The 26024-nt window shown below is 62.2% G+C and carries 29 protein-coding genes; 22 read left to right on the forward strand and 7 right to left on the reverse strand.

The genetic code is table 11. The features are described from left to right. Position 1 precedes the first annotated feature (1 nt). On the reverse strand, positions 2-403 hold the full coding sequence (locus AC1RAC_RS11540; RefSeq protein WP_034125602.1) for a helix-turn-helix domain-containing protein: 402 nt from the start codon (positions 401-403) through the stop codon (positions 2-4). Next, entirely contained in the window at positions 400-696 is a 297-nt protein-coding gene (locus AC1RAC_RS11545) for a type II toxin-antitoxin system HigB family toxin (RefSeq protein ID WP_072445845.1), read from the reverse strand. Before AC1RAC_RS11545 ends, AC1RAC_RS11540 begins: the two co-directional genes overlap by 4 nt. A 217-nt stretch (positions 697-913) precedes the next feature. Here AC1RAC_RS11545 and trxC point away from each other — a divergent pair, with 217 nt between their 5' ends. Then, the gene (gene trxC / locus AC1RAC_RS11550; RefSeq protein WP_054896225.1) at positions 914-1348 is read left to right on the forward strand and encodes a thioredoxin TrxC; all 435 of its coding nucleotides are present in this window, start codon (positions 914-916) and stop codon (positions 1346-1348) included. Positions 1349-1478: 130 nt separating this feature from the next. Here trxC and AC1RAC_RS11555 read toward each other — a convergent pair whose 3' ends face one another. After that, positions 1479-1691: a DUF6124 family protein gene (locus tag AC1RAC_RS11555; protein WP_198848412.1), complete on the reverse strand. Its 213-nt coding sequence runs from the start codon at positions 1689-1691 to the stop codon at positions 1479-1481. Positions 1692-2242: 551 nt separating this feature from the next. After that, positions 2243-3013, reverse strand: a complete 771-nt coding sequence (locus AC1RAC_RS11560) for a ParA family protein (protein WP_034125599.1) — start codon at positions 3011-3013, stop codon at positions 2243-2245. Positions 3014-3329: 316 nt separating this feature from the next. Between AC1RAC_RS11560 and AC1RAC_RS11565 the strand changes: the two genes are divergently transcribed. The 20 genes from AC1RAC_RS11565 (at position 3330) to AC1RAC_RS11660 (ending at position 20834) form a co-directional block, all read left to right on the forward strand. Beyond that, positions 3330-4049, forward strand: coding sequence for a beta-ketoacyl synthase chain length factor (locus AC1RAC_RS11565; RefSeq protein ID WP_492616598.1), 720 nt, complete (start codon positions 3330-3332; stop codon positions 4047-4049). Next, on the forward strand, positions 4025-4837 hold the full coding sequence (locus tag AC1RAC_RS11570; protein ID WP_054919413.1) for a lysophospholipid acyltransferase family protein: 813 nt from the start codon (positions 4025-4027) through the stop codon (positions 4835-4837). Before AC1RAC_RS11565 ends, AC1RAC_RS11570 begins: the two co-directional genes overlap by 25 nt. Further along, positions 4815-5084: a phosphopantetheine-binding protein gene (locus tag AC1RAC_RS11575; RefSeq protein ID WP_034125597.1), complete on the forward strand. Its 270-nt coding sequence runs from the start codon at positions 4815-4817 to the stop codon at positions 5082-5084. Before AC1RAC_RS11570 ends, AC1RAC_RS11575 begins: the two co-directional genes overlap by 23 nt. Before the next feature lie 9 nt (positions 5085-5093). Further along, complete coding sequence (locus tag AC1RAC_RS11580; RefSeq protein WP_003187949.1) at positions 5094-5348, forward strand: acyl carrier protein; 255 nt, start codon at positions 5094-5096, stop codon at positions 5346-5348. After that, on the forward strand, positions 5345-5890 hold the full coding sequence (locus AC1RAC_RS11585; RefSeq protein ID WP_057975408.1) for a COG4648 family protein: 546 nt from the start codon (positions 5345-5347) through the stop codon (positions 5888-5890). The genes AC1RAC_RS11580 and AC1RAC_RS11585 overlap by 4 nt, the downstream gene beginning before the upstream one ends. After that, on the forward strand, positions 5887-7557 hold the full coding sequence (locus AC1RAC_RS11590) for an ApeI family dehydratase (protein WP_492616599.1): 1671 nt from the start codon (positions 5887-5889) through the stop codon (positions 7555-7557). Before AC1RAC_RS11585 ends, AC1RAC_RS11590 begins: the two co-directional genes overlap by 4 nt. 161 nt (positions 7558-7718) lie before the next feature. Beyond that, positions 7719-8453: a glycosyltransferase family 2 protein gene (locus AC1RAC_RS11595; protein ID WP_440840982.1), complete on the forward strand. Its 735-nt coding sequence runs from the start codon at positions 7719-7721 to the stop codon at positions 8451-8453. Beyond that, positions 8450-9385 carry a lysophospholipid acyltransferase family protein gene (locus AC1RAC_RS11600; RefSeq protein ID WP_054896220.1) on the forward strand — a complete coding sequence of 312 codons (936 nt, stop codon included), beginning with the start codon at positions 8450-8452 and terminating at the stop codon, positions 9383-9385. Before AC1RAC_RS11595 ends, AC1RAC_RS11600 begins: the two co-directional genes overlap by 4 nt. Beyond that, on the forward strand, positions 9369-10910 hold the full coding sequence (locus AC1RAC_RS11605; protein WP_032893923.1) for an HAL/PAL/TAL family ammonia-lyase: 1542 nt from the start codon (positions 9369-9371) through the stop codon (positions 10908-10910). The genes AC1RAC_RS11600 and AC1RAC_RS11605 overlap by 17 nt, the downstream gene beginning before the upstream one ends. Continuing rightward, positions 10903-11328 carry an acyl-CoA thioesterase gene (locus AC1RAC_RS11610; protein WP_034125591.1) on the forward strand — a complete coding sequence of 142 codons (426 nt, stop codon included), beginning with the start codon at positions 10903-10905 and terminating at the stop codon, positions 11326-11328. Before AC1RAC_RS11605 ends, AC1RAC_RS11610 begins: the two co-directional genes overlap by 8 nt. After that, entirely contained in the window at positions 11325-12008 is a 684-nt protein-coding gene (locus tag AC1RAC_RS11615) for an outer membrane lipoprotein carrier protein LolA (RefSeq protein WP_197900273.1), read from the forward strand. Before AC1RAC_RS11610 ends, AC1RAC_RS11615 begins: the two co-directional genes overlap by 4 nt. Further along, complete coding sequence (locus tag AC1RAC_RS11620; protein ID WP_492616600.1) at positions 11980-14310, forward strand: MMPL family transporter; 2331 nt, start codon at positions 11980-11982, stop codon at positions 14308-14310. The genes AC1RAC_RS11615 and AC1RAC_RS11620 overlap by 29 nt, the downstream gene beginning before the upstream one ends. Positions 14311-14343: 33 nt before the next feature. Beyond that, positions 14344-15591 (forward strand): NAD(P)/FAD-dependent oxidoreductase, encoded by a 1248-nt coding sequence (locus AC1RAC_RS11625; protein WP_057975403.1) that lies wholly within the window; start codon positions 14344-14346, stop codon positions 15589-15591. Beyond that, positions 15588-16337, forward strand: a complete 750-nt coding sequence (locus tag AC1RAC_RS11630; RefSeq protein WP_197900275.1) for a class I SAM-dependent methyltransferase — start codon at positions 15588-15590, stop codon at positions 16335-16337. Before AC1RAC_RS11625 ends, AC1RAC_RS11630 begins: the two co-directional genes overlap by 4 nt. Then, the gene (locus AC1RAC_RS11635) at positions 16334-16816 is read left to right on the forward strand and encodes a hypothetical protein (protein WP_054896213.1); all 483 of its coding nucleotides are present in this window, start codon (positions 16334-16336) and stop codon (positions 16814-16816) included. The genes AC1RAC_RS11630 and AC1RAC_RS11635 overlap by 4 nt, the downstream gene beginning before the upstream one ends. Next, positions 16813-17979: a beta-ketoacyl-[acyl-carrier-protein] synthase family protein gene (locus tag AC1RAC_RS11640; protein WP_492616601.1), complete on the forward strand. Its 1167-nt coding sequence runs from the start codon at positions 16813-16815 to the stop codon at positions 17977-17979. Before AC1RAC_RS11635 ends, AC1RAC_RS11640 begins: the two co-directional genes overlap by 4 nt. Then, complete coding sequence (locus AC1RAC_RS11645; protein ID WP_054919435.1) at positions 17976-18437, forward strand: hotdog family protein; 462 nt, start codon at positions 17976-17978, stop codon at positions 18435-18437. Before AC1RAC_RS11640 ends, AC1RAC_RS11645 begins: the two co-directional genes overlap by 4 nt. After that, a complete protein-coding gene (fabG, locus tag AC1RAC_RS11650) occupies positions 18434-19162 on the forward strand; it encodes a 3-oxoacyl-ACP reductase FabG (RefSeq protein ID WP_014716589.1) in 729 nt (242 codons plus the stop codon). Before AC1RAC_RS11645 ends, fabG begins: the two co-directional genes overlap by 4 nt. Next, positions 19162-20388 (forward strand): beta-ketoacyl-ACP synthase, encoded by a 1227-nt coding sequence (locus AC1RAC_RS11655; protein WP_032893933.1) that lies wholly within the window; start codon positions 19162-19164, stop codon positions 20386-20388. Before fabG ends, AC1RAC_RS11655 begins: the two co-directional genes overlap by 1 nt. A gap of 26 nt (positions 20389-20414) precedes the next feature. Then, positions 20415-20834 carry a hypothetical protein gene (locus AC1RAC_RS11660; protein WP_003187927.1) on the forward strand — a complete coding sequence of 140 codons (420 nt, stop codon included), beginning with the start codon at positions 20415-20417 and terminating at the stop codon, positions 20832-20834. Positions 20835-20934: 100 nt separating this feature from the next. Here AC1RAC_RS11660 and AC1RAC_RS11665 read toward each other — a convergent pair whose 3' ends face one another. Continuing rightward, positions 20935-21828 (reverse strand): LysR family transcriptional regulator, encoded by an 894-nt coding sequence (locus AC1RAC_RS11665; RefSeq protein WP_492616602.1) that lies wholly within the window; start codon positions 21826-21828, stop codon positions 20935-20937. A gap of 124 nt (positions 21829-21952) precedes the next feature. Between AC1RAC_RS11665 and AC1RAC_RS11670 the strand changes: the two genes are divergently transcribed. After that, entirely contained in the window at positions 21953-23227 is a 1275-nt protein-coding gene (locus AC1RAC_RS11670; RefSeq protein ID WP_314545804.1) for an MFS transporter, read from the forward strand. Positions 23228-23342: 115 nt separating this feature from the next. Here AC1RAC_RS11670 and hemE read toward each other — a convergent pair whose 3' ends face one another. Next, complete coding sequence (gene hemE, locus AC1RAC_RS11675) at positions 23343-24410, reverse strand: uroporphyrinogen decarboxylase (RefSeq protein ID WP_003187922.1); 1068 nt, start codon at positions 24408-24410, stop codon at positions 23343-23345. A gap of 195 nt (positions 24411-24605) precedes the next feature. Continuing rightward, positions 24606-26024: an FAD-dependent oxidoreductase gene (locus AC1RAC_RS11680; RefSeq protein WP_197880879.1), complete on the reverse strand. Its 1419-nt coding sequence runs from the start codon at positions 26022-26024 to the stop codon at positions 24606-24608.

A 26024-nucleotide genomic window follows, 5' to 3' on the forward strand; every position in this document is an offset into this window, starting at 1 on the left:
CTTAGATAAAGGTCTCCACCGACACCCCGAAACGCTCGGCCAGCCAACGAATCTGGCGCACGTTGAGCTGGCGTTTTCCGCTCAGTATCTCCGAGACAACCGATTGCGCCCCAACGCCAGGAAGGTCACTCTGGGTAAGATTGTGCTCGCGCATCATGTAGCGCAGCACATCGACCCCGCTGGCTACGGGCATTGGGCGATGCTCACGATCATAAGCTTCGATCCAGTCGCTCAGAATGTCGACCAGGCTCATCAGCGGGCTGTCCTCGTCTTCACCCACCAGACTCAATAGCTCATCCAAACCGCATACCAATGCGTCGTAATCTGCCTCGTTTTCCGGCTTGCGCAGCACAGGCGAAACGAACTGCCAGTGCTCTGCCGCCACTCGCATAAGTGCGCTCATCTGATTTTTTCCTTCCATTTGTTTTTCTCATAATCACGGTGGTCAAGCAGGTGTTTGATGTAAACGCGCTGCATTCGATACTGCACCGACGCAATCAACCTCAGCTTGTTACCGCCAATATCAAATACATGAAATTCACCTACCTTGTCGGTGGCGGGAAACATGGCTTTCATTGCGGCAAAGTCCTTGGGGGCGTTGCGCTTGATCACGCGATACCACTGATCCAGAGCTGTTGCAGAGCGCGGCCATTTTTCTTTTGCTTCCCAGATCCTGCTTTCACTGATGACTCGCATGCAACGTCCTTATCGCATCTTGCTATGAAGGGTAAACCTGAATTCGAACTATCGCAATTTGCTATAGCCGCAAACAGACCGGTGGTGCACAACAAAAAGCCTAGCCACACCGTTCACGCTGGCGAGGACGAAAATGTGAGCGAATAAGTATCTATATCCTTGACAAACCTCTGTCTCGACACCAAATACCCAACTGGCCAAACCCCAGGAGCCTCCGATGTCCGAACCTCTTGTCATCCCCTGCCCTCATTGCAACGGCCTCAACCGTATCCCCGGCGAACGCCTGGGTGACGCGCCCAAGTGCGGGCGTTGCAAGCAGCCGGTGTTGCTGAACAAACCCTTTGATTTGAAACAGGGCGACTATGCCAGCCAGATCAAGGGCGACCTGCCGCTTTTGGTCGATGTGTGGGCCGACTGGTGTGGGCCGTGCAAGTCGTTTGCGCCGGTATTCGAACAAGCAGCCGGGCAGTTGGAAGGCAAGTGCCGGCTGGCGAAGCTGGACAGCGAGGCTAACCAGCAGCTGTCGGCGCAATTGGGGATTCGCTCGATTCCCAGTTTGATTCTGTTCAAGAACGGCCGCGAAGTGGCGCGCCAGAGCGGGGCATTCCCGTTGCCGCAGTTGATGAGTTGGTTGAGCAGCCAGGGGGTGTAAACATTCCCCTCAATCAACTCGGTCAATGTGGGAGCTGGCTTGCCTGCGATGCAGGCGACTCGGTCGGTCTGATACACCGAGGCGATGCCATCGCAGGCAAGCCAGCTCCCACATTGAATGCATTTCAGCTTCAGGTCAGCGGGGCTTCACGGTCCATCATCTGGCTGACCAGCATGACGCCCAGTTCGCTTAGCTGGTGGATGGCCAGCGCTACGTCGCGGTGTTCGCCGGTGAGGTCGTTGGACAGGTTGAGCAGCAAGGTGCGCACCGAGGAGAAGGTTTCGTAGCTGTTGAGCACCAGGGTTTCGGTGGGGAGGTTGGGTGTAACGGTGAATAAATTCATATTTTCGTTCTCTGCCAGGGCCATCGCCTTCTTGCTACTAAACAAGGGGCGGCAGCTGTACGCAGGTTAGTAGACCGGTAGAACGAAAGCAAAACCCGGCGCACCCTAAGGCGCCCTGCGCACAGCCACCATCAGATAGGCAAAAAACGCCATGCTTGGAGCGATGCACATGCTTTCGTCTGAGTGGGCTACTAAACCCGATCACTGAACATTCAGCGACCGGCAAACCTTAGAGACGCCCATCCAGACGCACAAGCCGGCGGATTCTGGCGTAGCTGTAGGCAAGGTTACAAGGCACAAGCCCAATTACCAGAGGAGTCCTACAGACTCTGTGAGACAAATCCAACTCACCTGTCGAAATGCAATCCAAACTGTGGGAGCTGGCTTGCCTGCGATGCAGTCAACTCGGTGATTCAGGCACACCGAGTCGATATCTTCGCAGGCAAGCCAGCTCCCACATTTGGATCGCGGTGCCTCATCTCGATCAGCGTGGGCTGTCAGGCCGTAACCGGCAAGCCCGGCTCCCACCGTGTTCGGTGTTGCCTGTTGGGTCAGGCGTTTTCCAGCAGGTTGTGCAGGTCTACGAACTGCTGCGTCAGCTTATGCCGTGGGTCCAGGTGGATCAGCGGCTTGCTCTCCTGGTGCGACTCGCGCATACGCACGGAGCTGGCCAGGTACACCGGCAGTACCGGCAGCCCTTCGGCAATCAACTCATCGAGAATCTGTTGCGGCAGGCTCGCCCGTGCCTGGAATTGGTTGACCACGATGCCTTCCACTTCCAGGCCTTCGTTATGGTCGTCCTTCAATTCTTCGATCTCAGCCAGCAGGCCATACAGGGCCTGGCGGGAAAAGCTGTCGCAATCGAAGGGGATCAGTACGCGATCGGCGGCAATCAGCGCCGAAACCGCGTAAAAATTCAGCGCTGGAGGCGTATCCAGGTAGATTCGATCGTAATCTTCGCTCAGTTCATCCAGCAGCTTTCGCAGCTTGTTGATCTTGTGCTTGGCCTCAAGCTTGGGCTGCAGGTCGGCCAGTTCCGGGGTGGCGGTGATCACATGCAGGTTATCGAAGGGGGTTTCGTAGATATCTACCCTGTTTTTCTTCGAAAACGGCCCCGTCGACAGGGTTTGCTTGAAAAAATCCGCGATTCCCATGGGGATGTCGTCGCCCGTCAGCCCGGTGAGGTACTGAGTTGAGTTGGCCTGTGCATCGAGGTCCACCAACAGGGTTCGATAACCTTCGCTGGCGCTGACCGCCGCCAGGTTGCAGGCGATGCTGGACTTGCCCACACCGCCTTTTTGATTGAACACCACGCGCCGCATGGAAAAACCTCCGTGTATCAATGAATCCCCCGAGTGTAGAGCGCAAAAGCGCTGGTTAGCTACCTCGTTCATCCTTACGCGCTGTCTGGCTCACAAATGAATGGAAACCGCGCAACGATCGAGTCCGGCCTTCGCTCGCCGATAATCTGTAAATTCTTCCAACTTATTTGGGATCAATAGTGAACAAACTTTCACCACTATTTGCTAGAACCCCACGGCACCGGGATAATGCGCGCCATACGGCCATTGCTCCCTGTCCCGGAATCCGGGGCCATTGGCCGCACATGGAAGCCCGCAGGGGCGGGATAACTTCTCAGTGATCAACTTCAACATCGCCCAATGGCGCGCCTGGGCTCCTGGCCTTGCGAGTGCGGACGACTGGTACGCCTGGTGCCGGGACCCGGTGTTGCCGCCTGTCAGCGAAGCGTCCCCCGATGTGTCATTTTTGCCAGCCATGCAGCGCCGCCGTCTGAGCCGGCTGGCGCGCATGGCGTTCAGCGTCGGCTGGCCGCTGGCAGAGGGCCTTGAAGACCTGCCACTGGTGTTTATTTCCCGCCATGGTGAAACCCCGCGCACCTTGGACATTCTCAGCGACCTGGCCAACGAGCAGCCGCTGTCGCCGACTCAGTTCAGCCTGTCGGTGCATAACGCGGTAATTGGCCTGTGGTCGATCCTGCGCAATGAAACCAGCGAGATGACCGCCCTCGCCACCGCCGGCGATGGCCTCGAACATGGCCTGCTCGAAGCCGCCGCTCTGCTCAACGAAGGCGCCGCTGCCGTATTGCTGGTGATCACTGAAGAACAACCGCCCCACGCCTACGCCAGCTGGATTACGGATGTGCCGTTCCCCTATGCCCTCGGCCTGTTGCTCACGCCGGGCGACGAGTGGCAACTGGAACTCACCACTGGCACTGTCCAACTCACTCAAACCCAGTGGCCCCACGCCCTGAACCTGCTGCGCACCCTGCTGACCGAACAGGGCGCCTGCCAACATGCCTGGAAGAACCGAGTATGGAACTGGCAACGCAAGCCCTGACCCACAAGCCACGGCAGGCCTATTATTGGCGCCTGTTCGCCACGGCCCTCAGCTTTTGCCTGTTCGGCATCGGCGGGCTGTGCCTGCGTTTGCTGGTGTTTCCGCTGCTCAGTTGCCTGCCGGGCGACGCCACCCAGCACCAACGGCGCGCACGCCACACCATCAGTTGCCTGTTCTGGTTTTTCATTCGCCTGATGAAGGGCCTGGGCATTCTCACCTACAGCGTCGAGGGTGCCGAAAAGCTCGGCCGCCCTGGCCAGATGATCGTCGCCAACCACCCGTCACTGATCGACGTGGTGTTCCTGATCGGCCTGATGCGCCAGACCAACTGCGTGGTCAAGCAGAGCCTGTTCCAGAACCCGTTCACCCGCAGCCCGGTACGCGATGCCGGCTATATCAGCAACGACGGCAGTGCCGATATGCTCGATGCCGCAGCCGATGCCCTGCGCGCCGGCCAGACGCTGATCATCTTTCCCGAAGGCACCCGCACCACGCCGGGCGCGGCGCCGGCCTTTCATCGCGGCGGTGCGGCCATTGCGCTGCGCGGTGCGACAATCATCACGCCAGTGGTGATCACGGTCAGCCCCACCACCCTGACCAAGGCCGAACCCTGGTATCGCATCCCCCACCGTCGATTTCACTTCAGTTTGCGCGTGGGCGCCGATATAGAGCCACAAGCGTTTGCCGCAGTCGGGCCCGCGCCCCAGGCTTCACGCAAGCTCAACGATCACCTGCATCACTATTTCATTAAGGAGCTCGCCGAAGATGAGCGACCAACACCGCCTTGAGCACGACATAAAGACGCTGATCATCGAGGCCCTGGGCCTGGAAGACATCAGCCCCGACGATATTGGCAGCGACCAGACCCTGTTTGGCGAAGGCCTGGGCCTGGATTCGGTCGATGCGCTGGAATTGGGCCTGGCGATCCAGAAAAAATACGGCATCAAAATCGATGCCGACGCCAAGGACACCCGCAATCACTTCACCAACGTGGCCAGCCTTGCGGCGTTCGTCACGGCCCGACAGGCAGCTTGAGACCGTACCATGCAAACTCGTGACGATATCTTCAACACCCTGCGCGACGCCTTGGTGGAACTGTTTGAACTGCCCCCGGAACGCGTCACCCTCGACGCCAACCTGTACCAGGACCTGGAAATCGACAGCATCGACGCCGTGGACCTGATCGACCACATCAAGCGCCAGACCGGCAAGAAAATCGCCGCCGAAGAGTTCAAGGCGGTACGCACGGTGAACGACGTGGTAGAGGCGGTGTACCGTCTGGTCCAGCCCGCCGCATGAGCCGGTTGATCGGCCTTGGCCTGTTATTGGCGGGGCTGCTGTACCCCTTCGCGGTGTATTACGGCACCGAGCATTTTGCACCTTGGCAGTTCGGCTTGCTGCTGGGCAGCCTGTGGCTGTTGCGCGCGTTCACCGCTGCGCGGCGCCCGGGCAGCCGTTGGATGGCGGTGGTGGTGATCGTGTTTTGCCTGGCACTGGCATGGTTCGATAACCCCCAGTGGCTGCGCTGGTACCCGAGCCTGGTCAGCGGATTCATGCTGGCGCTGTTCGGCCTGAGCCTGAAGTACGGCCCGCCGATAGTCGAGCGCCTGGCACGCATGACCGACCCGCACCTGCCGCCCCACGCGGTGGTGTATACCCGCCGGGTCACCCTGGTGTGGAGTGTGTTTTTTCTCTGTAATGGCCTGCTCGCCGCCGCGCTCACCCTGTGGGCGCCGCTGAGCTGGTGGACGTTGTACAACGGCCTGATCGCCTACGGGTTGATGGGCTTGTTGTTTGCCGTGGAATGGCTGGTACGACAAAGGGTTCGAGGCCGCGTATGAAAGGGTTGAAACTTGAGCACTTGCTGCTTGAGCCACTGCAAGATCGCGGGGTGACCGCCGAGCCCCTCATGAATCACGCGCAACTGTGCGAGCACTCCCTGAGCCTCGCCGCAGGCCTCAAGGCCCGGGGTATCCGGCGCCTGGCCGTGCACCTGGAAGACGCCGGCCTGCTGGCGATTGCGCTGCTGGGCGCCTGGCGGGCCGGTGCGAGCGTACTGCTGCCCGCCGACCTGCAACCCCAGACGCGCCAGCGCTGGGCCGACGCCGTGGATGCCTGGCTGGTCGAAGCCAGCGACCTGGACGCGCTGTATCAAGCGCCCTTGAGTGCCGCCGCCCTCGATCTGGACAACTGCCAACTGAGCCTGTGCACCTCCGGCTCCAGCGGCGAGCCCAAGCGCATCGACAAGTCCCTGCGCCAGTTGGCCAATGAAGTAGAGGCGCTGGAAGCCCTGTGGGGCAAAGATCTCAAGGACGCCTGCATCATCGGCAGCGTCGCTACCCAGCATATCTACGGCTTGCTGTTTCGCGTGTTGTGGCCGCTGTGTGCCGGCCGCACCTTTGTACGCAAGCAACTGGCGTTCCCCGAAGACATGCAGCGCGCCAGCCGTGAGCACCCGCAATTTGCCTGGGTGGCCAGCCCGGCGCTGCTCAAGCGCATGGGCGACAACCTCGACTGGCCGGCACTGAGCCAGGTTGCACGGGTATTTTCCTCCGGTGGCGCGTTACCGGTTGATGCGGCCGGCAGCCTCTACGACCGTTTGCAGCAATGGCCGACAGAAATCCTCGGCAGCTCGGAAACCGGTGGCATCGCCTGGCGCCAGGGCGCGCAACCCTGGCAGCCGTTTGCCGATGTGCAACTGAGCCAGGATGCCGACGGCGCTCTGCGTATCGCATCAAAATACCTGCCCGAAGGGCACATCGAACAGACTGCCGACGCTGCACGCATTCATGCCGATGGCCGTTTTGAGTTGCTGGGCCGCCTGGACCGTATCGTCAAGCTGGAAGAAAAACGCATCTCCCTGCCGATGTTGGAACAAGCGCTGATCGCCCATGAATGGGTGTGCGACACCCGCCTGGGCGTGGTGCAGGAAAACCGTGCGTCCCTGGGTGCCGTGGTGGTGCTCACCGACGCGGGGCTGCATGCCCTGCGCAACCAGGGACGCCGCACGCTCACCCAGACCCTGCGCCAGCACCTGAGCCAACATTGCGAAGCCCTGGCCTTGCCACGCCGCTGGCGCTTGTTGCGCCAACTGCCGCTGAACAGCCAGGGCAAATTGCCCCAGGCCGGTATCGAAGCCTTGTTGCTGGCGCCTCGCCCCAAGGGGCCTGAGGTGTTGGCACAAGTCGAAACCGAAGGTGAATGGACCTTGCAACTGAGCATCCCACCGGACCTGGCCTATTTCAGCGGGCACTTCCCGGTCACCCCGGTATTGCCGGGGGTGGTGCAGGTGGAATGGGCGTTCAACCTGGGCCAACAATTGCTCGACCTGCCAACCCGGTTCGCCGGCATGGAAGTGCTCAAGTTCCAGCAACTGGTGCGCCCGGGCGATCACATCGAATTGCATCTGCGCTTTGATCGGGAGCGTAGCAAACTGTACTTCGCCTATCGCAATGGGGTTGCAGCGTGCTCAAGCGGGCGGATCGTGCTGGATGCCGCGCATGCATAACCTGTTCTTGTGGCAAGGGAGCTTGCTCCCGCTGGAGTGCGAAGCGCTCCCAACCCAGGCATCACCCACTCCCAGGATGATCTCGGTCGCCTCCATTGGGGCTGCTTCGCAGCCCAGCGGGAGCAAGCTCCCTCGCCACGGGGTTTGCGCAGGCTTTGAATATGCATAACCCCTGCGCTTTGATCCCGGTATACAACCACGAAGCCGCCGTGCCGGCCGTGGTCCACAGTGTGCTGAAGAGCGGTCTGCCCTGCCTCTTGGTGGACGATGGCAGCAGCGCCGCGTGCGCAGCCGTGCTGGCGCAATTGGCGACGCTGGATAACGTCACCCTGCTGACCCTGCCCAGCAACCAGGGCAAGGGCGCCGCCGTGATGGCCGGTTTTCGCGAAGCAGCGCGGCTGGGCTATACCCACACCCTGCAAGTGGACGCCGATGGCCAGCACGACCTGCGCGAAGTCCAGACCTTTATCCACACCTCACGCCAGCACCCCGAGGCCGTCATCTGCGGCTACCCCGAATACGACGACAGCGTGCCCAAGGGTCGCCTGTACGCACGTTACCTGACCCACGTGTGGGTCTGGATTAACACCTTGTCGCTTGAGATTCGCGACTCGATGTGCGGCTTTCGCGTGTACCCGCTGGCGCCGACCCTGGCGCTGATGGACTCGGCCTACATCGGCACGCACATGGATTTCGACTCGGACATCCTGGTGCGCCTGGCCTGGCGCAACCAGCCGATGCGCTGGCTGCCCACCCAGGTGCACTACCCCGCCGACGGCCTGTCGCACTTTCGCTTGTTGCGCGACAACCTGCGCATCAGCGCCATGCACACGCGGTTGTTCTTCGGCATGCTCGTGCGCGCGCCGATGATCCTGTGGCGACGGTGGCAAGCATGAACGACAGCACCAAGCATTGGGCCGACCGCGAGGAACGCGGCAGCTTCTGGCTGATGAAATTCACCGCGGTCGCGGTCAAAGTCCTCGGCCGTCGCCTATTGAGCCCGTTGCTCTACAGCATCGTCTTTTACTTCTTCCTGTTCGGCCGCACCGCACGCCACAGCGCCTGGCAATACCAGCAGCGGCTGGCGCAATGGAGCGGGCGCAATGACTTGCTGCCGAGCCACCGCACAGTCTTTGCCCAGTTCATGGCCTTCGCCGATTCGCTGCTCGACAAGCTGGACGTGTGGAACGGCAAGCTGCGCCTGGAGCAAATCGAGATCAACGACCCGGCGCAGTTGCGCAGTCAACTGCGTGGCGAGCGCGGGCAGATGTTGGTGGGTGCGCACCTGGGTAACCTGGAAGTGTGCCGCGCCCTCGCGGAGATTGGTGAACAGGTCACCATGAATGTGCTGGTGCACACCAAGCACGCCGAGCGTTTCAACCGTCTGCTGGGCGAGGCCGGCGCGACCCATTTGCGCCTGATCCAGGTCAGCGAATTGGACCCGGCCACCATGCTGCTGCTCAGCCAGCGCCTGGACGATGGCGAGTGGCTGGCGATTGCCGGCGACCGCATCCCGCTGCACGGCGGGCGCACGGTGCGCGTGGACTTCCTCGGACACACGGCGGCATTTCCCCAAGGCCCATGGCTGCTGGCGGGCTTGCTCAAGTGCCCGGTCAATCTGCTGATGTGTCTCAAGCACCAGGGTCGCTATCGCCTGACTATCGAGCCCTTTGCCGATTTGATCGAATGGAAGCGCAGCACCCGTGAGCAAGTCATTGCCGAATGGACCACCCGCTACGCCGCACGCCTGGGCCAGTTCTGCCTGCAAGCGCCCCAACAATGGTTCAACTTTTACCCTTTCTGGAAGACCGATGACGACGCCTCTTGAGCCCATCACCTTTGGTGAACGCCCCCTGCGCATCGAAGACGTGCTGGCCCTGGCCAACCGCCAGGTGCCCACTCGCCTGCAGGACGATGCCGCGTACCGCCAACGCATCGCCAAGGGCGCGCAGTTCCTCGACTCGCTGCTGGACAAGGAAGGCGTGATCTACGGCGTGACCACCGGCTACGGCGACTCCTGCGTAGTGGCGGTGCCGCTGGAGCACGTCGAAGCCTTGCCGCGTCATCTGTACACCTTTCACGGTTGCGGCCTGGGCAAATTGCTTGATGCCCAGGCTACTCGCGCCGTACTGGCGGCGCGTTTGCAGTCGCTGTGCCATGGCGTGTCCGGGGTGCGTGTGGAACTGCTGGAACGCCTGCATGCCTTCCTCGAAAACGATGTGTTGCCACTGATCCCGGAAGAAGGCTCGGTCGGCGCCAGTGGTGATCTGACGCCGCTGTCCTATGTGGCTGCGACCTTGTCCGGCGAACGTGAAGTGCTGTTCCGTGGCGAACGCCGCCCGGCGGCCGACGTACACCGCGAGCTGGGCTGGGAGCCGCTGGTACTGCGGCCCAAGGAAGCCCTGGCACTGATGAACGGCACCGCAGTGATGACTGGCCTGGCCTGCCTGGCCTTTGCCCGCGCCGACTACCTGTTGCAACTGGCCACGCGCATCACCGCGCTCAACGTGGTGGCGCTGCAAGGCAACCCGGAACACTTCGACGAGCGCCTGTTCGCCGCCAAGCCGCACCCTGGGCAGATGCAAGTCGCCGCGTGGCTGCGCAAGGACCTGGCCATCGACGCGCCCACCGCCCCCCTGCATCGCCTGCAAGACCGTTATTCGTTGCGCTGCGCGCCCCACGTGCTCGGCGTATTGGCGGACAGCCTGAACTGGCTGCGCTCGTTCATCGAGATCGAACTGAACAGCGCCAACGACAACCCGATCATCGACGCCGAAGAAGAACGTGTGCTGCATGGCGGGCACTTCTACGGCGGGCATATCGCCTTCGCCATGGACAGCCTCAAGACCCTGGTCGCCAACGTTGCCGACCTGCTCGACCGCCAGCTCGCACTGTTGGTGGACGTGCGCTACAACCATGGCCTGCCGAGCAACCTCTCAGGCGCCCCGGCTGACCGCGCCATGATCAACCACGGCTTCAAGGCCGTGCAGATCGGCACCAGCGCCTGGACCGCCGAAGCGCTGAAAAACACCATGCCGGCCAGCGTGTTCTCGCGCTCCACCGAGTGCCACAACCAGGACAAAGTGAGCATGGGCACCATCGCTGCCCGCGATGCGATCCGCGTGCTGGAGTTGACCGAACAGGTCGCCGCCGCGACCTTGCTCGCCGCCAACCAAGGCGTGTGGCTGCGCGCCCAGGCCGAGGATGCCCGCCCACTGCCACCAGCACTGGCCGCGATGCACGCCGAACTGGCCCAGGACTTTGCGCCGGTCATCGAAGACCGCGCCCTGGAAGGCGAACTGCGCCTGTGCCTGCAACGTATCGCCGCGCAACACTGGAGGCTGCATGCGTAGCCCCGGCGTGTTGCACAGCGACACTGAAATCCTTGTGCCTTTTTTCGACATCGACACCATGAACGTGGTGTGGCACGGGCATTACGTGAAGTACCTGGAAGTGGCGCGCTGTGCGTTGCTGGACAAGATCGGCCATAACTATACGGCGATGCTCGAAGCCGGCTACGCCTGGCCGGTGATCGACATGCAGCTACGTTATGTGCGTGGCGCGACCTTCGGCCAGACCATCAATGTGCGCGCCAGCCTGGTGGAGTGGGAGAATCGTTTGAAGGTCAATTATTTGATCACCGACCTGGCCAGCGGCGAGCGTTTGACCCGCGCCAGCACCGTGCAAGTGGCGGTGCAAATCGCCAGTCGCGAAATGCAGCTGGCCTCGCCCAAAGTCTTTACCGACGCCGTAGAGAGAGCCCTGGAATGAGACCCCCTGTAGGAGCGAGCTTGCTCGCGAAGATCGCCAACGATAACGCGGGGCGCCTGACACCCCGTGGGGCCCTCAGGTTTTTCGCGAGCAAGCTCGCTCCTACGGTGGCTGCGTTGTTGCTGAGCTTCAGCGCCCAGGCTTTTGACTTGCAGCAGTTGAGCGATCAGCTTGCCAAACCCTCCGTGATCCACGGCAACTTCACCCAGGAAAAACACCTGCGCGCCCTGCCCCAGCCATTGGTGAGCAAAGGCACCTTCGTGCTCGCCAAGGACCACGGCCTGCTGTGGCTGTTGAAAGCGCCTCTGCAACAGGACTACCGCATCACCTCCCAAGGCATTGCCCGCCGTGACGCCAATGGCTGGCAACTACTGCCAAACAAGAGTGCCGGCGCCGAACAGAATCGTTTGTTCCTGGCGGTACTGCAGGGCGACAGCAGTGGCCTGCAGCGCGACTTCGACCTGCAACTGCAAGGCGAGGCCCAACAATGGAAGCTGACGCTGACCCCGCGTTCGCTGCTGCTCAAGCAAGTGTTCACCCAGATCAATATCGACGGTGGCGCACTGGTGCGCACCATTGAACTGCTGGAAACCCAAGGCGACAGCACGCTGTTGCGCATGCAGGACAGTACCGCCGACCAGCCGTTGAGCAATGCGGAGCAACACGACTTTGCCCAGTGAGCGCCTGCTGCCGCGTCTGTTCCTGACCTTGCTGGTGGCCGTGCTGGCCCTGGCAGGCTGGCAGTGGCGTGATGGCGCGCCGTTGTCGGCCAATCTGATGGAACTGGTGCCCGGCAGCACGCCGGACGCCTTGGAACTGCAAGCCGAACAGCGCATGCAAGAGCCGCTCAACCGCGAAATGCTGGTACTGGTGGGGCATGCCGACCGCCAGCAAGCGGTGGCCGTGGCGCAGCAACTGGGTGAGCGTTGGCAGGCCAGCGGCCTGTTTGAAAAAGTGCAGTGGAACCTGCAAGCCGACTTGCCAGCGTTGCGCGAACAACTGCTGCGTGGGCGTTTGTCGATGCTCTCGTTCAAGGACCGCGAACAACTGATCCAGCAGCCTGAGGCGTTCATCCAGCAACGCGTGCAATCGCTGTTCGACCCCTTCACCGGTTTCAGCCTGGTGCCAAGCCAGGACGATTGGCTCGGCCTCACCGGGCGCATCCAGAACAGCCAACCGCAACACGGTGCGGTGCAAATGGACATCGGCAGCGGCGCCTTGATCGCCGATGCCGACGGCAAAAGCTGGGTGCTGCTGCGGGCCCGCACTACCGGCAACGCCTTCGACATGAAGTTGCCGCTGCAAGTGGCGGACTTGCTGAAGGCCAGCCGCGAGCAAGCCAGCGCACACGGCGCGCAACTGCTCGCCGCCAGCGGTTTGCTCTATGCGGCCAACGGGCAACAGCAGGCCACTCGGGAAATGACCTGGGTCGGCGGCGGCGCCACCCTGGGCATCCTGTTATTGCTGCTGCTGGCGTTCCGACGCTGGCGGGTGTTGCTGGCATTCGTGCCGGTACTGGTGGGCATGCTGTTTGGCGCGGTGGCATGTGTGGCGCTGTTTGGGCATATGCATGTGATGACCCTGGTGCTGGGTTCCAGCCTGATCGGCGTGGCAGTGGATTACCCGCTGCATTACCTGTCCAAAAGCTGGAGCCTGCAACCGTGGCGCAGTTGGCCGGCGTTGCGCCTGACCCTGCCAGGGCTGAGCCTGAGCCTGGCCACCAGCGCTATCGGCTACCTGGCGCTGGCCTGGACGCCGTTCCCGGCGCTGACCCAGATTGCGGTGTTTTCGGCTGCCGGTTTGGTCGGTGCCTATTTGTGTGCCGTGTGCCTGTTGCCCGCGCTGCTCAAGGGCGTGGAACTGCGCCCGGCGCAATGGCCGCTGCGTGTCGCCCAAAGCCTATGGCAGCTGCGCACGGCCTTGCTCGAACGCGTGCCCAGTTCGGTGCTGCTGGTGGGGGTGCTGCTGTTCTGCGCGGCGGGCCTGTGGCAACTGAACACTAAAAACGATATCCGCCAATGGATCGGTGCGCCGCCGCAGTTGCTGCACGAAGCCCAGGCCGTGGCGCGCATCACCGGGTTCCAGCCCACCAGCCAGTTTTTCCTGGTGCGAGCAGACAATCAGCAGCAGTTGCTGGAGCGCCAGGCCGCCCTGGGCAAACGCTTGGAGCAGTTGGTGCAGATGGACAAGCTCCAGGGCTACCTGGCGCTCAATCAACTGGTCAACCTTCCCGGCGAGCAACAACAGCTGCGCGAGGCGCTGAACAACCTGGCGCCACACTGGAAACCGCTACTGGACCTCGGCGTGCCCCTCAGCGCCCTGCAAGCCGAAGTGGCGCAGTTGCAGGCGCTGCCCACCGCAGACATCGACGCCGCACTGCAAGGCCCGCTGGCCGAGCCTTGGCGCACGCTGTGGCTCGGCCCGGTGGATGGCGGCGTGGCGGCCATGGTCAGCCTGCAAGGCTTGAACAACCCGGCGCTGCTGCGGGTGCAGGCGCTGGACTTGCCCGGCGTGCAGTTGGTGGACCGCTTGGGTGACTTGAACCGGGTGTTTGCCGACACGCAGATCAGTGCTGCCGAATTGAAGTTGCTGTCTTGCGTGCTGATCGTGCTATTGCTGATTGCGCCCTTCGGCTTTGGCGGCGCCTTGCGTATCGTCGCCCTGCCGCTGCTGGCTGCGTTGTGCAGCCTGGCCAGCCTCGGTTGGCTGGGCCAGCCGCTGACTTTGTTCAGCCTGTTTGGCCTGCTGCTGGTCACGGCCATCAGCGTTGACTATGCGATTTTGATGCGCGAGCAGATCGGCGGCCCTGCCGTCAGCCTGTTGGGAACACTGCTGGCGGCACTGACGACTTGGTTGTCGTTCGGCCTGCTGGCGGTCTCCAGTACACCGGCCGTGAGCAATTTCGGCTTGTCGGTCAGCCTGGGCCTGGCGTTCAGCTTTATGCTGGCACCCTGGGCCAGCCGCCAGAAACACGCCTTATGAATGTGATTAGCGCCCATGCGGCAAGGAGCCCTCGTGCCCACAGTTGAAATGGAACGTCGCCAGGTGGTGGTGATCGGTGCCGGGCCTTCCGGTGCCATCGCGGCCGCGCTGTTAAAGCGCAAAGGGCATGATGTATTGATCATCGAGCGCGAGCATTTCCCGCGTTTCTCGATTGGCGAAAGCCTGCTGTCGCACTGCATCGACTTCATCGAAGAAGCCGGCATGCTCGACGCTGTGCAAGCTGCAGGCTTCCAGGTAAAAACCGGCGCCGCATTCGCTTGGGGCGAGCGCTACAGTGCCTTTGATTTCAGCGACACCTTCAGCAACGGCAAGCCCACCACCTTTCAGGTGCAGCGCGGCGAGTTCGACAAATTGCTGGCCGACCAGGCGGCGTTGCAAGGCGTGGAAATCCGCTACGGCCAAACCATTGTCGGCGTGGATTTTTCTGCCGAGAGCCGGTATTTGCATGTGCGCCGCCAGAATGGCAGCGAGTACCACCTCAAGGCCAGGTTCGTGCTCGATGCCAGCGGCTACGGCCGTGTGTTGCCACGCCTGCTGGACCTGGAAGCACCGTCGAATTTCCCGCAGCGCCAGGCCGTATTCACCCACGTCGAAGACCGTATCGAACACCCAGGCTTTGACCGCAGCAAAATCCTGGTGACCACTCACCCGACCAAGCGCGATATCTGGTTCTGGACCATCCCGTTCAGTAACGGCCGTTGCTCAGTAGGCGTGGTCGCAGCCAAAGAGCATTTCGAGGGTGCCGACAGCGACCTCGACGCCTGCCTGCGCGGCTTTATCGAGCAAACCCCAAGCCTGTCCGGCGTGCTGCAAAATGCCGTCTGGGATACCCCGGCGCGCACCATCGGCGGCTACTCGGCCAACGTCAAAACCCTGCACGGCCCAGGCTTTGCGCTACTGGGCAATGCGGCGGAATTCCTCGACCCGGTGTTCTCTTCCGGCGTGACCATTGCCATGCGTTCGGCCAGCATGGCCGCAGGAGTACTGCACCGCCAATTGAGCGGCGAAACGGTGGACTGGCAAACCGAGTTCGCCGAACCGCTCAAGCGCGGTGTCGATACCTTCCGTTGCTACGTCGAGGGCTGGTACGCGGGCACGTTCCAGGACGTGATTTTCCATCCTGGCAGTTCACCGGAGATTCGCCGCATGATCAGCTCTATCCTGGCCGGTTACGCCTGGGATGAACACAACCCGTTTGTCAGCGAGCCGAAGCGGCGCTTGCGGATGTTGTCGGATATTTGTGCGAGTGAAGCGGTATGAGCAGCCCTGGCGTCGAAAAAAACTACCTGAGTCAAAACTACGTCGAAGAAACCCGCTTCGGCTTCTGGTTCCTGCGCAGCCATACCTGGCAGCATCACGTATTGCGCGTGGCGATCAATGACCTGCGCAGCCTGTTCAGCGAACCGCTGCCGGTGGCGCCGGTGTTGCTGGATGCCGGTTGCGGCCAGGGCAAATCCTTCCAGTTGCTGCATCAGGTGTTCGCGCCTTCGCGCCTGATCGGCCTGGATGCCGACCCTCACAGCCTGGCACTGAGCCGCGAAGAAGCCGCGCGCCTGGGCCTGGACGTCGAGCTGATCGGCAGCGACTGCGCGACCCTCAACCTAGCGGATGCCAGCGTCGATATCCTGTTCTGCCACCAGACCTTCCATCATCTGGTGGAACAACATCGCGCACTCAAGGAGTTCTATCGGGTGCTCAAGCCGGGCGGCTATCTGCTGTTTGCCGAATCCACCGAAGCCTACATCGACACCTGGGTGATTCGCTGGCTGTTCCGTCACCCGATGCATGTGCAAAAGAGCGCCGACGAGTACTTGGAGATGCTGCGCGAGCAGGGCTTTGAGTTCGCTGCTCAGAACATTTCGTACCCTTACTTGTGGTGGAGCCGTTCCAGTGACTTCGGCCTGCTGGAACGTTGGGGCCTGCGCAAGGCACCGCCCGTGGGCCAGCGCGAGGAAACCCTGGTCAACTGCGTGGCCCGTAAACCTGTGGAGAATGCGGCCCCATGATGCGCCTGCTGTTGATAAGTTGCCTGTTGCTGCTCAGCGCCTGTGCCAGCCAGGCGCCGCTGCCGGAAAAAATGCCGGCCCTGGCCTTGCCGATGCAATTGCATGTGCAGCGCCTGGCAGACGGCCAGAGCCAGGACTGGCTGCTGGTGATCCAGCGCGAAGGCCGCGCGATTCGCTGGTCGATGATGGACCCGCTGGGCATTCCCCTGGCCCGGCAAAAACTGCTTGATGGGCAGTGGCAGGCAGACGGCTTGCTGCCGCCCAACCCCCAGGCGCGCACGCTATTTGCCGCGCTGCTGTTTGCCCTGACCGCGCCCGGTGACGTACCGGCGTTGTATCCCACTGCCCAGGCCATGGACCTGACGCGCACGCTGCCGGGCCACTGGCAGATCGTCTACCAGTCTTCGGAGGTGTTCAGCGTGAACATGGCCGACCCGCCGCTGAGTTACCGCATCAGCCCGCTGGGTGTGAGCCGATGACCGCCTACCTCAACGCCCTTGGCGTGATCTGCGCCCTTGGCCGTGGCCAGGCTCAAGTCAGCCGCAAGCTGTTTGCCGGCGACTGTTCGGGCATGCGTGCCGAAAGCGGCTGGGTGCCGGAACGCGTAGTGCCGGTGGCCGCCGTATACGGCGAACTGGCGAGCCTGCCCCCTGAACTGGCCCAGCAAAGCAGTCGCAATAACCAGTTGCTGTTGGAAGCGGCGCTGCAGATCGAAGATCAGATTCGTCAGGCCATCCAAACCTACGGCGCTGACCGGGTCGGGGTTGTGCTCGGCACCAGCACCTCGGGCATTGACGAAGCCAGCCGTGGCATTGCCCATTACCTGCAGAACACGCAGTTCCCCGCTGACTACGATTACCAGCAACAGGAACTCAGCGCCCCGGCCAACTTCCTCGCCGACTGGTTGAAAGTAAGCGGCCCGGCCTATGTGATTTCCACCGCCTGCACCTCCAGCGCCCGTGCATTGATGAGTGCCCAGCGCCTGTTGGACCTGAGGGTGTGCGATGCGGTGATTTGCGGCGGCGTGGACAGCCTGTGCAAGCTGACGCTGAACGGGTTTACCGCGCTGGAAGCGGTGTCTGCCGAGCGCTGTAATCCGTTCTCGGTGAACCGCAACGGCATCAATATCGGTGAAGCGGCGGTGCTGTTCCTGATGAGCCGCGAGCCGGCCCCCATCGCCTTGCTGGGCAGCGGCGCCAGTTGCGACGCGCACCATATCTCTGCGCCCGAGCCCAGCGGCAAGGGCGCGTTGCTGGCCATGCGCAAGGCCCTGGCCAGTGCAAAGCTTTCGCCCGAGCAGATCGGCTACCTGAACCTGCACGGCACCGCGACCCAACACAACGACGCCATGGAAAGCCTGGCGGTCGCCAGCCTGTTTCCCGGCGGCGTCGCCTGCTCATCGACCAAGCCCATGACCGGCCACACCCTCGGCGCTGCCGGGGCACTGGAAGCCGCGTTCTGCTGGCTGAGCCTGACCCATCGCCTGCTGCCACCCCACGTATGGGACGGCCATCCCGACCCGGCGCTGCCCGCCTTGCAATGGGTGCGCAGCGGCGACAGCTTCAAAAAACCCTGCCTGATGAGCAACTCGTTTGCCTTCGGCGGTAACAATGTCAGCCTGATAATCGCAGAGGCCCCATGATCGATTGGCCACTCGCCGAACTGCTGCCCCATGCGGGCGACATGATCCTGATCGACCAGGTGCTGTCGTTCGATGAAGAGCAGATCCACACCCGCGTCACCGTCAAGCCCGGCGGCCTGTTCAACCGTGCTGACGGTAGCCTGCCAGCCTGGGTCGGCATCGAGCTGATGGCGCAAAGCGTCGCCGCGTATGCCGGTTGCCATGCACGCCAGCAAGGCAAGGCCGTGGAACTCGGTTTCCTGTTGGGCACACGTAAGTTCGAGTGCAACGTGGAGCACTTCCCGGCCGGTGCCGAGCTGAATATCCACGGCCTGCGCTCCCTGGAAGACGACAACGGCATGGGTGTGTTCGAATGCCACCTCACCGGCGACGGTATCCAGGCCAGCGCGCGCCTAAACGTATTTCGACCGCCCCAGGCGGCCAACTATTTAGATGAATCGAAGGACGATACGCCATGACTGAATCCGTACTGGTCACCGGCTCCAGCCGTGGTATCGGCCGCGCCATTGCCCTGCGCCTGGCCCAGGCCGGCCATGACATTGTGCTGCATTGCCGCAGCGGTCGTGCCGAAGCCGACGCGGTACAGCTCGAGGTCCAAGCCCTGGGGCGCGAGGCACGCGTGCTGCAGTTCGACGTGGCGGATCGCGCTGCGTGCAAAGAGATCCTTGAGGCCGATGTGGAGCAGCATGGCGCCTATTACGGCGTGGTGCTCAATGCCGGCCTGACCCGCGACGGCGCCTTTCCTGCTCTGTCGGAAGACGATTGGGATGTGGTGATGCGCACCAACCTGGATGGTTTCTACAACGTGCTGCACCCGGTGATGATGCCGATGATTCGGCGCCGCGCCGCCGGGCGTATCGTGTGCATCACCTCGGTGTCCGGGCTGATCGGCAACCGCGGCCAGGTCAACTACAGCGCCTCCAAAGCCGGCTTGATCGGCGCGGCCAAGGCGCTGGCCATCGAGCTGGGCAAGCGCAAGATCACCGTCAACTGCGTGGCGCCGGGCCTGATCGACACCGCGATGCTGGATGAAAACGTGCCGGTAGAAGAACTGATGAAAATGATCCCGGCCCAACGCATGGGCACGCCGGAAGAAGTCGCCGGCGCCGTGAACTTCCTGATGTCGGCCGAAGCCGGCTACATCACGCGCCAGGTGCTGGCCGTGAACGGGGGCCTGTGCTGATGAAGCGCGTTGTCGTCACCGGCATGGCCGGCGTGACCTCCCTGGGCAGCGACTGGGACACCATCGCCGCGAACTTTCGCGCCAACCGCAGCGGCATCCGGCGCATGGATGAGTGGGACCGTTTCACCGAATTGAACACGCGCCTGGCCGGCCCTATCGACGATTTCGTCGTGCCTGCTCACTGGACGCGCAAGCAACTGCGCAGCATGGGCCGCGTCTCGCGCCTGGCCGTGTGGGCGGCGGAGCAGGCGTTGCAAGACGCCGGCCTGCTCGGTGACGAGTCGATCAAGGACGGACGCATGGGCGTGGCCTGTGGCTCGTCCACCGGCAGTACCGATGAGATCAAGGCGTTCGGCAATATGCTGCTCAACTCGGTGGCCGAGGGGCTCAATGCCAACTCCTATGTGCGCATGATGCCGCACACCACGGCGGCAAATATCAGCATCTTCTTTGGCCTCACGGGCCGGCTGATTCCTACCTCCAGCGCCTGCACCAGCGGCAGCCAGGGCATCGGCTACGCCTATGAGGCAATCAAGTTCGGGCGCCTGCCGTTGATGCTTGCGGGCGGCGCAGAAGAACTGTGCCCCACCGAAGCCATGGTGTTTGATGCGCTGTACGCCACCAGCCTGAAAAACGATGCGCCGCAAACCAGCCCTCGTCCCTACGACAGCGGCCGCGACGGCCTGGTGATCGGTGAAGGTGGCGGCATGTTGGTGCTCGAAGAGTTGGAACACGCACTCGCGCGAGGCGCGCATATTCATGCGGAGCTGGTCGGCTTCGGCAGCAACGCCGACGGCCAGCACACCACCCGCCCGGAACAGAAAACCATGCGCCGCGCCATGGAGCTGGCCCTGGAAGACGCAGGTCTTGAACCGTCCGCCATCGGCTACGTGAACGGCCATGGCACGGCTACCGATCAGGGCGACATCGCCGAAACCCTGGCCACCAGCAGCCTGTTTGGCAGCCGCATGCCGATCAGTTCACAGAAGAGTTTCCTCGGCCACACCCTGGGTGCCTGCGGCGCGCTGGAATCGTGGTTCAGCATCGAGATGATGAACCGCGACCAGTACGTGCACACCTTCAACCTGGACGCGGTCGACCCGCAATGCGGCGAGCTGGACTACCTGCAAGGTGGCTTTCGCCAGATGCACAACGACTACGTGATGAACAACAACTTTGCCTTCGGCGGCGTCAACACCTCGTTGATCTTCCGCCGCTGGAGCTGACTTTTTAATCGACTGGAGAAAACGGAATGTCTTCCCTGCTACGCGCTACCCTGATCACGCTGGCCCTGCTGACCACGGCTGGCTGCACCAGCAAACCGGTGCTCAACACCCAGCACGAGTTGCCGGCCACGAGCCAGGTCAGCGAAGAAAAAATGAAACAGGTGATCGTCGCCGCCCTGCAAAAACGCGAGTGGACGGTACAACGCCTGAGCCCGCAACTGGTGCAGGCCGAGATCACCGTGCGCGGCCAGTTCTACGCCGCAATCGACATCCGCTACACCCGCAACAGCTACGCCATCACCTACCGCGACAGCCGCGACCTGGGCTACAAGGACGGTAAGATCCATCGCAACTACAACCGTTGGGTGAGCATGCTGGATCGGGATATTCTGGCGGGGTTGCGTACTTACAGCGTGAATGAAGCAAATACTTCTCCCCAAAACTGACCCCCTTGTGGCGAGGGAGCTTGCTCCCGCTGGACTGCGCAGCAGGCCCATTTTTAGGGCCGCTACGCGACCCAGCGGGAGCAAGCTCCCTCGCCACAGGTTATTGAGCGGCCTTACGCGTCAACAACTCCACAAACCCTTTCGCCATTGGCGTTTGCGCGCCCTTGCGCTGCACCAGCCACACCGCCGTCACTGCCTGTGGGTCGAGCAAGGTGCGATAGACCACGCCATCAATGCGGATGCGCTGGTAAGACGCCGGCAGCACCGACACCCCCAACCCCGCCGCCACCAGGCCGATGATGGTCATTGCTTCCCCTGCTTCCTGAGCAAAGTGCGGGCTGAACCCGGCGTCGCGAGCGAGGTTGAGCAACTGCGCGTACAAGCCGCTGCCGTAACTGCGCGGGAAGAACACGAAAGGCTCCTCGGCCAATTGCTCCAGATGCAAGCCGCGCTCGCTGCCTTGCGCCAACGGGTGGCCGGCGCTCAATACCGCGACCAAGGGTTCGCGCATCAACTCGATCACTTTCAGTGAGTCGGGCAAGGGCAAAGGCCGCATTAGCCCAACCTGAATCGACTCATCCACCAGCGACTCGGCTACTTGGGTGCTGCTCATTTCTTGCAGGTTCAGATGCACCGCCGGGAATGCCTGGCGGAAGGCAAAGATCGCCTGGGGAATGCTGGCGTTGAACGGCGCAGACGAGGTGAAGCCGATCTTCAATTCACCCAGTTCCCCCAACTGCGCACGCCGCGCCACATCTGCCGCCTTGTCGACCTGGGCCAGCACCAACCGTGCCTCTTGCAAGAACAAGCGCCCGGCCTCGCTCAGCTCGACCCGACGATTGGTACGCTCGAACAAGCGGGCGCCCAGCTCGTGTTCCAGCGCCTGGATCTGCTGGCTCAGGGGCGGCTGCGAGATGCCCAGCACCTGCGCGGCGCGGCCGAAGTGCAGTTCTTCGGCAACGGCGATGAAGTAGCGCAAATGGCGAAATTCCATGCAAGCCTCATTAGGTCGTAAAAGCTATCAAACAGGTCGAACAATATATTGGAAAGAATCATTAGCCAGCTATATGCTTTTTCGTATTGTCAGTCCTGGCAGACTTTCCTCCCCGAGGTCCCTCGTGAATCCTGCTGTTGCTCCACTTGCCCAACACACCCCGCCCTCAGCCCTTGATGACGTGGTGGCGCAGCTCAACGACGCGTACATCGAAAAAGGCACGCCGATGTTCATGCGCACCGTGCTGGCGCTGTTCTCCGGCGGCTTCGCCACCTTTGCGCTGTTGTATTGCGTGCAGCCGATGATGCCGGCGCTGTCCCACGAGTTTTCCATCAATGCGGCGCAAAGCAGCCTGATTTTGTCCGTCGCGACCGCCATGCTCGCCTGCGGCCTGCTGATCACCGGGCCGATATCCGACAGGCTGGGGCGCAAGCCGGTGATGGTCGCTGCGTTGTTCTGTGCGGCGCTGGCCACCATCGCCAGCGGCTTGATGCCGAGCTGGGAGGGCATCCTGTTGATGCGTGCACTGGTGGGCTTGTCCTTGAGCGGCCTGGCCGCCGTGGCCATGACCTACCTCAGCGAAGAGATCCACCCGCAGCACATCGGCCTGGCCATGGGCCTGTACATCGGCGGCAACGCGATTGGGGGCATGAGCGGGCGCCTGATCATCGGCGTGTTGATCGACTTCGTCAGCTGGCACACCGCAATGCTGATCATCGGCGCCCTGGCGTTGATCGCTGCCACGGTGTTCTGGAAGATCCTCCCCGAATCGCGCAACTTCCGCGCCAGCAGCCTCAAGCCACGCAGCCTGGTGGACGGCTTTGTCATGCACTTCAAGGACGCCGGCCTGCCGTGGCTGTTCCTTGAAGCCTTCCTGCTGATGGGCGCGTTCGTGACGATGTTCAACTACATCGGCTATCGCCTGCTGGCCTCCCCCTACGAGCTGAGCCAGGCGGTGGTCGGTTTGCTGTCAGTGGTGTACCTCTCGGGCATCTACAGCTCGGCGAAAATCGGCTCCCTGGCCGACCGCCTCGGCCGCCGCCGCGTGCTATGGGGCACCATCGTGCTGATGCTCGCCGGCATGGCCCTGACGCTGTTCACGCCTTTGTGGCTGGTGGTACCGGGCATGCTGGTGTTCACCTTCGGCTTCTTCGGCGCCCACTCGGTCGCCAGCAGCTGGATCGGCCGCCGCGCAGTGAAAGCCAAGGGGCAGGCGTCGTCGCTGTACCTGTTCTGCTATTACGTGGGGTCGAGCATTGCCGGGACTGCGGGTGGGTTTTTCTGGCACTTTGCCGGGTGGAACGGGATTGGCGGGTTTATCGTCGCGCTGCTGATTGGCGCGTTGCTGGTGGCGTTGAAGCTGGCGAAGTTGCCGCCACTGGGCCATGTGAAAGCCTGAGGCGACTGGCTTTATGTGGGAGCTGGCTTGCCTGCGATAGCGGTGTTGAATTCGCCGCCGCCATCGCAGCGATGCGGCGACCCGACAAGCCAGATCCCACATTTTGTTTTGCGTTTTACTCGTGGTATTGCGCCGATAGTTCGTGCACTGCGCGCAAGAACGCACCCGCGTGCTCCGGGTTCACTTCCGGTGTGATGCCGTGGCCAAGGTTGAACACGTGGCCACTGCCCTTGCCATAGCTGGCCAGGATGCGTCCGACTTCGGCGCGGATCGCTTCTGGCTTGGCGTACAGCACGGTCGGGTCCATGTTGCCTTGCAGGGCAACCTGGTTGCCGACGCGACGGCGCGCTTCGCCGAGGTCGCAGGTCCAGTCCAGGCCCAATGCATCGGCGCCCGCGTCAGCGATGCTTTCCAGCCACAGGCCGCCGCCTTTGGTGAACATGATCACCGGAACCTTGCGGCCTTCGTGCTCACGGATCAGGCCGCTGACGATCTTGCGCATGTAGGCCAGGGAGAACTCCTGGTACGCCGCCGCCGACAGGTTGCCACCCCAGGTGTCGAAAATCTGTACCGCTTGGGCACCCGCCATGATCTGGCCGTTGAGGTAGGACGTGACCGACTGCGCCAGCTTGTCCAGCAACAGGTGCATGGCTTGCGGGTTGTCGTAGAGCATGGCTTTGGTCTTGCGGAAGTCTTTCGACGAGCCGCCTTCAACCATGTAGGTGGCCAGGGTCCAGGGGCTGCCGGAGAAACCGATCAGCGGCACGCGGCCGTTGAGCTCGCGGCGGATGGTGCTCACAGCATCCATCACGTAGCCCAGGTCTTTGTGTGGGTCAGGGATCGGCAGGGCTTCGATATCGGCCAGGGTGCTGACGACTTTCTTGAAGCGCGGGCCTTCGCCGGTTTCGAAGTACAGGCCTTGGCCCATGGCGTCCGGGATGGTGAGGATATCGGAGAAGAGGATGGCCGCATCCAGTTGTGGGTAGCGGTCCAGCGGCTGCATCGTGACTTCGCAGGCGAACTCCGGGTTCATGCACAGGCTCATGAAATCACCGGCGTTGGCGCGACTGGCGCGGTATTCCGGCAGATAGCGACCGGCTTGACGCATCATCCACACCGGGGTGACGTCTACGGGTTGCTTGAGCAGGGCACGAAGGAAACGGTCGTTCTTGAGGGCAGTCATGTCGGCATCCGCAAAAAAAGTGCGGGCATTTTCTCAGAGCGCGACGCAAAAGGCACGGAATGCACCGTGCCTTTTGTCTATCGGGTCAATTTGTCGCGGCAATGCCGCCGCAGGATCGCTCCCACGCTCCGCGTCATGCTGTTCGGGACGCGGAGCGTCCTGGCGGCATTCCCACGCAGAGCGTGGGAACGATCATCAGACTTGCAGGTAGTCCAGGATGCCTTCGGCGGCGTTACGGCCTTCGAAGATCGCGGTGACCACAAGGTCCGACCCACGCACCATGTCGCCACCGGCGAAGATCTTCGGGTTGCTGGTCTGGTGCTTGTACTGGCCTTGTTCCGGGGCCACGACGCGGCCCTGGCTGTCGGTCTGGATTTCGAACTGCTCGAACCACGACGCCGGGCTTGGGCGGAAACCGAAGGCGATGACCACGGCGTCGGCCGGGATGATTTCTTCGGAACCCGGGATCGGCTCGGGGCTGCGACGGCCACGGGCGTCCGGTTCGCCGAGACGGGTCTCGACCACCTTCACACCTTCCACACGGTCTTCACCGACGATGGCGATCGGCTGGCGGTTGTAGAGGAATTTCACGCCTTCTTCCTTGGCGTTCTTCACCTCTTTGCGCGAGCCGGGCATGTTGGCTTCGTCACGGCGATAAGCGCAGGTCACCGACTTGGCGCCCTGGCGGATCGAGGTGCGGTTGCAATCCATCGCGGTGTCGCCACCGCCCAGCACCACGACCTTCTTGCCCTTCATGTCGACGAAATCTTCCGGCGACTTTTCAAAGCCCAGGTTGCGGTTGACGTTGGCGATCAGGAAGTCGAGCGCGTCATACACGCCGGGCAAGTCCTCACCGGCAAAGCCGCCCTTCATGTAGGTGTAGGTGCCCATGCCCATGAACACCGCATCGTATTCGGCGAGCAGTTGCTCCATGGTGATGTCTTTGCCGACTTCGGTATTGAGACGGAACTCGATACCCATGCCGGTGAACACTTCACGACGGTGGCTCAGTACGGTTTTTTCCAGCTTGAATTCAGGGATACCGAAGGTCAGCAAGCCACCGATTTCCGGATTCTTGTCGAACACCACCGGGGTCACGCCGCCACGCACCAGCACGTCGGCACACCCCAGGCCAGCAGGGCCCGCGCCGATGATCGCGACGCGCTTGCCGGTCGGCTTGACCTTGGACATGTCCGGGCGCCAGCCCATGGCGAACGCCGTATCGGTGATGTACTTCTCCACCGAACCGATGGTTACCGCGCCGAAACCGTCGTTGAGGGTGCAGGCACCTTCACACAGACGGTCTTGCGGGCACACCCGGCCGCAGACTTCCGGCAGGGTGTTGGTCTGGTGAGACAGCTCGGCGGCGGCGAGGATGTTGCCCTCGGCCACCAGTTTGAGCCAGTTGGGAATGAAGTTGTGCACCGGGCACTTCCATTCGCAATACGGGTTACCGCATCCCAGGCAGCGGTGGGCCTGGTCGGCCGAGTGCTGGGGCTTGAAGGGTTCGTAGATTTCCACGAACTCTTTCTTGCGTTGACGCAACAGTTTCTTCTTCGGATCTTTGCGCCCGACATCGATGAACTGGAAGTCGTTATTCAGACGTTCAGCCAT

It is taken from the genome of Pseudomonas sp. GW823-FHT02F05, from assembly GCF_058797315.1.

What these genes read in the sequence shown, in the direction of transcription:
- AC1RAC_RS11540 (WP_034125602.1), bottom strand. Translation starts at nt 403, where the DNA reads ATGAGCGCACTTATGCGAGTGGCGGCAGAGCACTGGCAGTTCGTTTCG.
- AC1RAC_RS11555 (WP_198848412.1), bottom strand. Translation starts at nt 1,691, where the DNA reads ATGAATTTATTCACCGTTACACCCAACCTCCCCACCGAAACCCTGGTG.
- hemE (WP_003187922.1), bottom strand. Translation starts at nt 24,410, where the DNA reads ATGACTGCCCTCAAGAACGACCGTTTCCTTCGTGCCCTGCTCAAGCAA.
- AC1RAC_RS11620 (WP_492616600.1), top strand. Translation starts at nt 11,980, where the DNA reads ATGCGGAGCAACACGACTTTGCCCAGTGAGCGCCTGCTGCCGCGTCTG.
- AC1RAC_RS11635 (WP_054896213.1), top strand. Translation starts at nt 16,334, where the DNA reads ATGATGCGCCTGCTGTTGATAAGTTGCCTGTTGCTGCTCAGCGCCTGT.
- AC1RAC_RS11600 (WP_054896220.1), top strand. Translation starts at nt 8,450, where the DNA reads ATGAACGACAGCACCAAGCATTGGGCCGACCGCGAGGAACGCGGCAGC.
- AC1RAC_RS11590 (WP_492616599.1), top strand. Translation starts at nt 5,887, where the DNA reads ATGAAAGGGTTGAAACTTGAGCACTTGCTGCTTGAGCCACTGCAAGAT.
- AC1RAC_RS11610 (WP_034125591.1), top strand. Translation starts at nt 10,903, where the DNA reads ATGCGTAGCCCCGGCGTGTTGCACAGCGACACTGAAATCCTTGTGCCT.
- AC1RAC_RS11560 (WP_034125599.1), bottom strand. Translation starts at nt 3,013, where the DNA reads ATGCGGCGCGTGGTGTTCAATCAAAAAGGCGGTGTGGGCAAGTCCAGC.
- AC1RAC_RS11545 (WP_072445845.1), bottom strand. Translation starts at nt 696, where the DNA reads ATGCGAGTCATCAGTGAAAGCAGGATCTGGGAAGCAAAAGAAAAATGG.
- trxC (WP_054896225.1), top strand. Translation starts at nt 914, where the DNA reads ATGTCCGAACCTCTTGTCATCCCCTGCCCTCATTGCAACGGCCTCAAC.
- AC1RAC_RS11570 (WP_054919413.1), top strand. Translation starts at nt 4,025, where the DNA reads ATGGAACTGGCAACGCAAGCCCTGACCCACAAGCCACGGCAGGCCTAT.
- fabG (WP_014716589.1), top strand. Translation starts at nt 18,434, where the DNA reads ATGACTGAATCCGTACTGGTCACCGGCTCCAGCCGTGGTATCGGCCGC.
- AC1RAC_RS11680 (WP_197880879.1), bottom strand. Translation starts at nt 26,024, where the DNA reads ATGGCTGAACGTCTGAATAACGACTTCCAGTTCATCGATGTCGGGCGC.
- AC1RAC_RS11665 (WP_492616602.1), bottom strand. Translation starts at nt 21,828, where the DNA reads ATGGAATTTCGCCATTTGCGCTACTTCATCGCCGTTGCCGAAGAACTG.
- AC1RAC_RS11585 (WP_057975408.1), top strand. Translation starts at nt 5,345, where the DNA reads ATGAGCCGGTTGATCGGCCTTGGCCTGTTATTGGCGGGGCTGCTGTAC.
- AC1RAC_RS11595 (WP_440840982.1), top strand. Translation starts at nt 7,719, where the DNA reads ATGCATAACCCCTGCGCTTTGATCCCGGTATACAACCACGAAGCCGCC.
- AC1RAC_RS11575 (WP_034125597.1), top strand. Translation starts at nt 4,815, where the DNA reads ATGAGCGACCAACACCGCCTTGAGCACGACATAAAGACGCTGATCATC.
- AC1RAC_RS11615 (WP_197900273.1), top strand. Translation starts at nt 11,325, where the DNA reads ATGAGACCCCCTGTAGGAGCGAGCTTGCTCGCGAAGATCGCCAACGAT.
- AC1RAC_RS11655 (WP_032893933.1), top strand. Translation starts at nt 19,162, where the DNA reads ATGAAGCGCGTTGTCGTCACCGGCATGGCCGGCGTGACCTCCCTGGGC.
- AC1RAC_RS11605 (WP_032893923.1), top strand. Translation starts at nt 9,369, where the DNA reads ATGACGACGCCTCTTGAGCCCATCACCTTTGGTGAACGCCCCCTGCGC.
- AC1RAC_RS11645 (WP_054919435.1), top strand. Translation starts at nt 17,976, where the DNA reads ATGATCGATTGGCCACTCGCCGAACTGCTGCCCCATGCGGGCGACATG.
- AC1RAC_RS11640 (WP_492616601.1), top strand. Translation starts at nt 16,813, where the DNA reads ATGACCGCCTACCTCAACGCCCTTGGCGTGATCTGCGCCCTTGGCCGT.
- AC1RAC_RS11630 (WP_197900275.1), top strand. Translation starts at nt 15,588, where the DNA reads ATGAGCAGCCCTGGCGTCGAAAAAAACTACCTGAGTCAAAACTACGTC.
- AC1RAC_RS11660 (WP_003187927.1), top strand. Translation starts at nt 20,415, where the DNA reads ATGTCTTCCCTGCTACGCGCTACCCTGATCACGCTGGCCCTGCTGACC.
- AC1RAC_RS11580 (WP_003187949.1), top strand. Translation starts at nt 5,094, where the DNA reads ATGCAAACTCGTGACGATATCTTCAACACCCTGCGCGACGCCTTGGTG.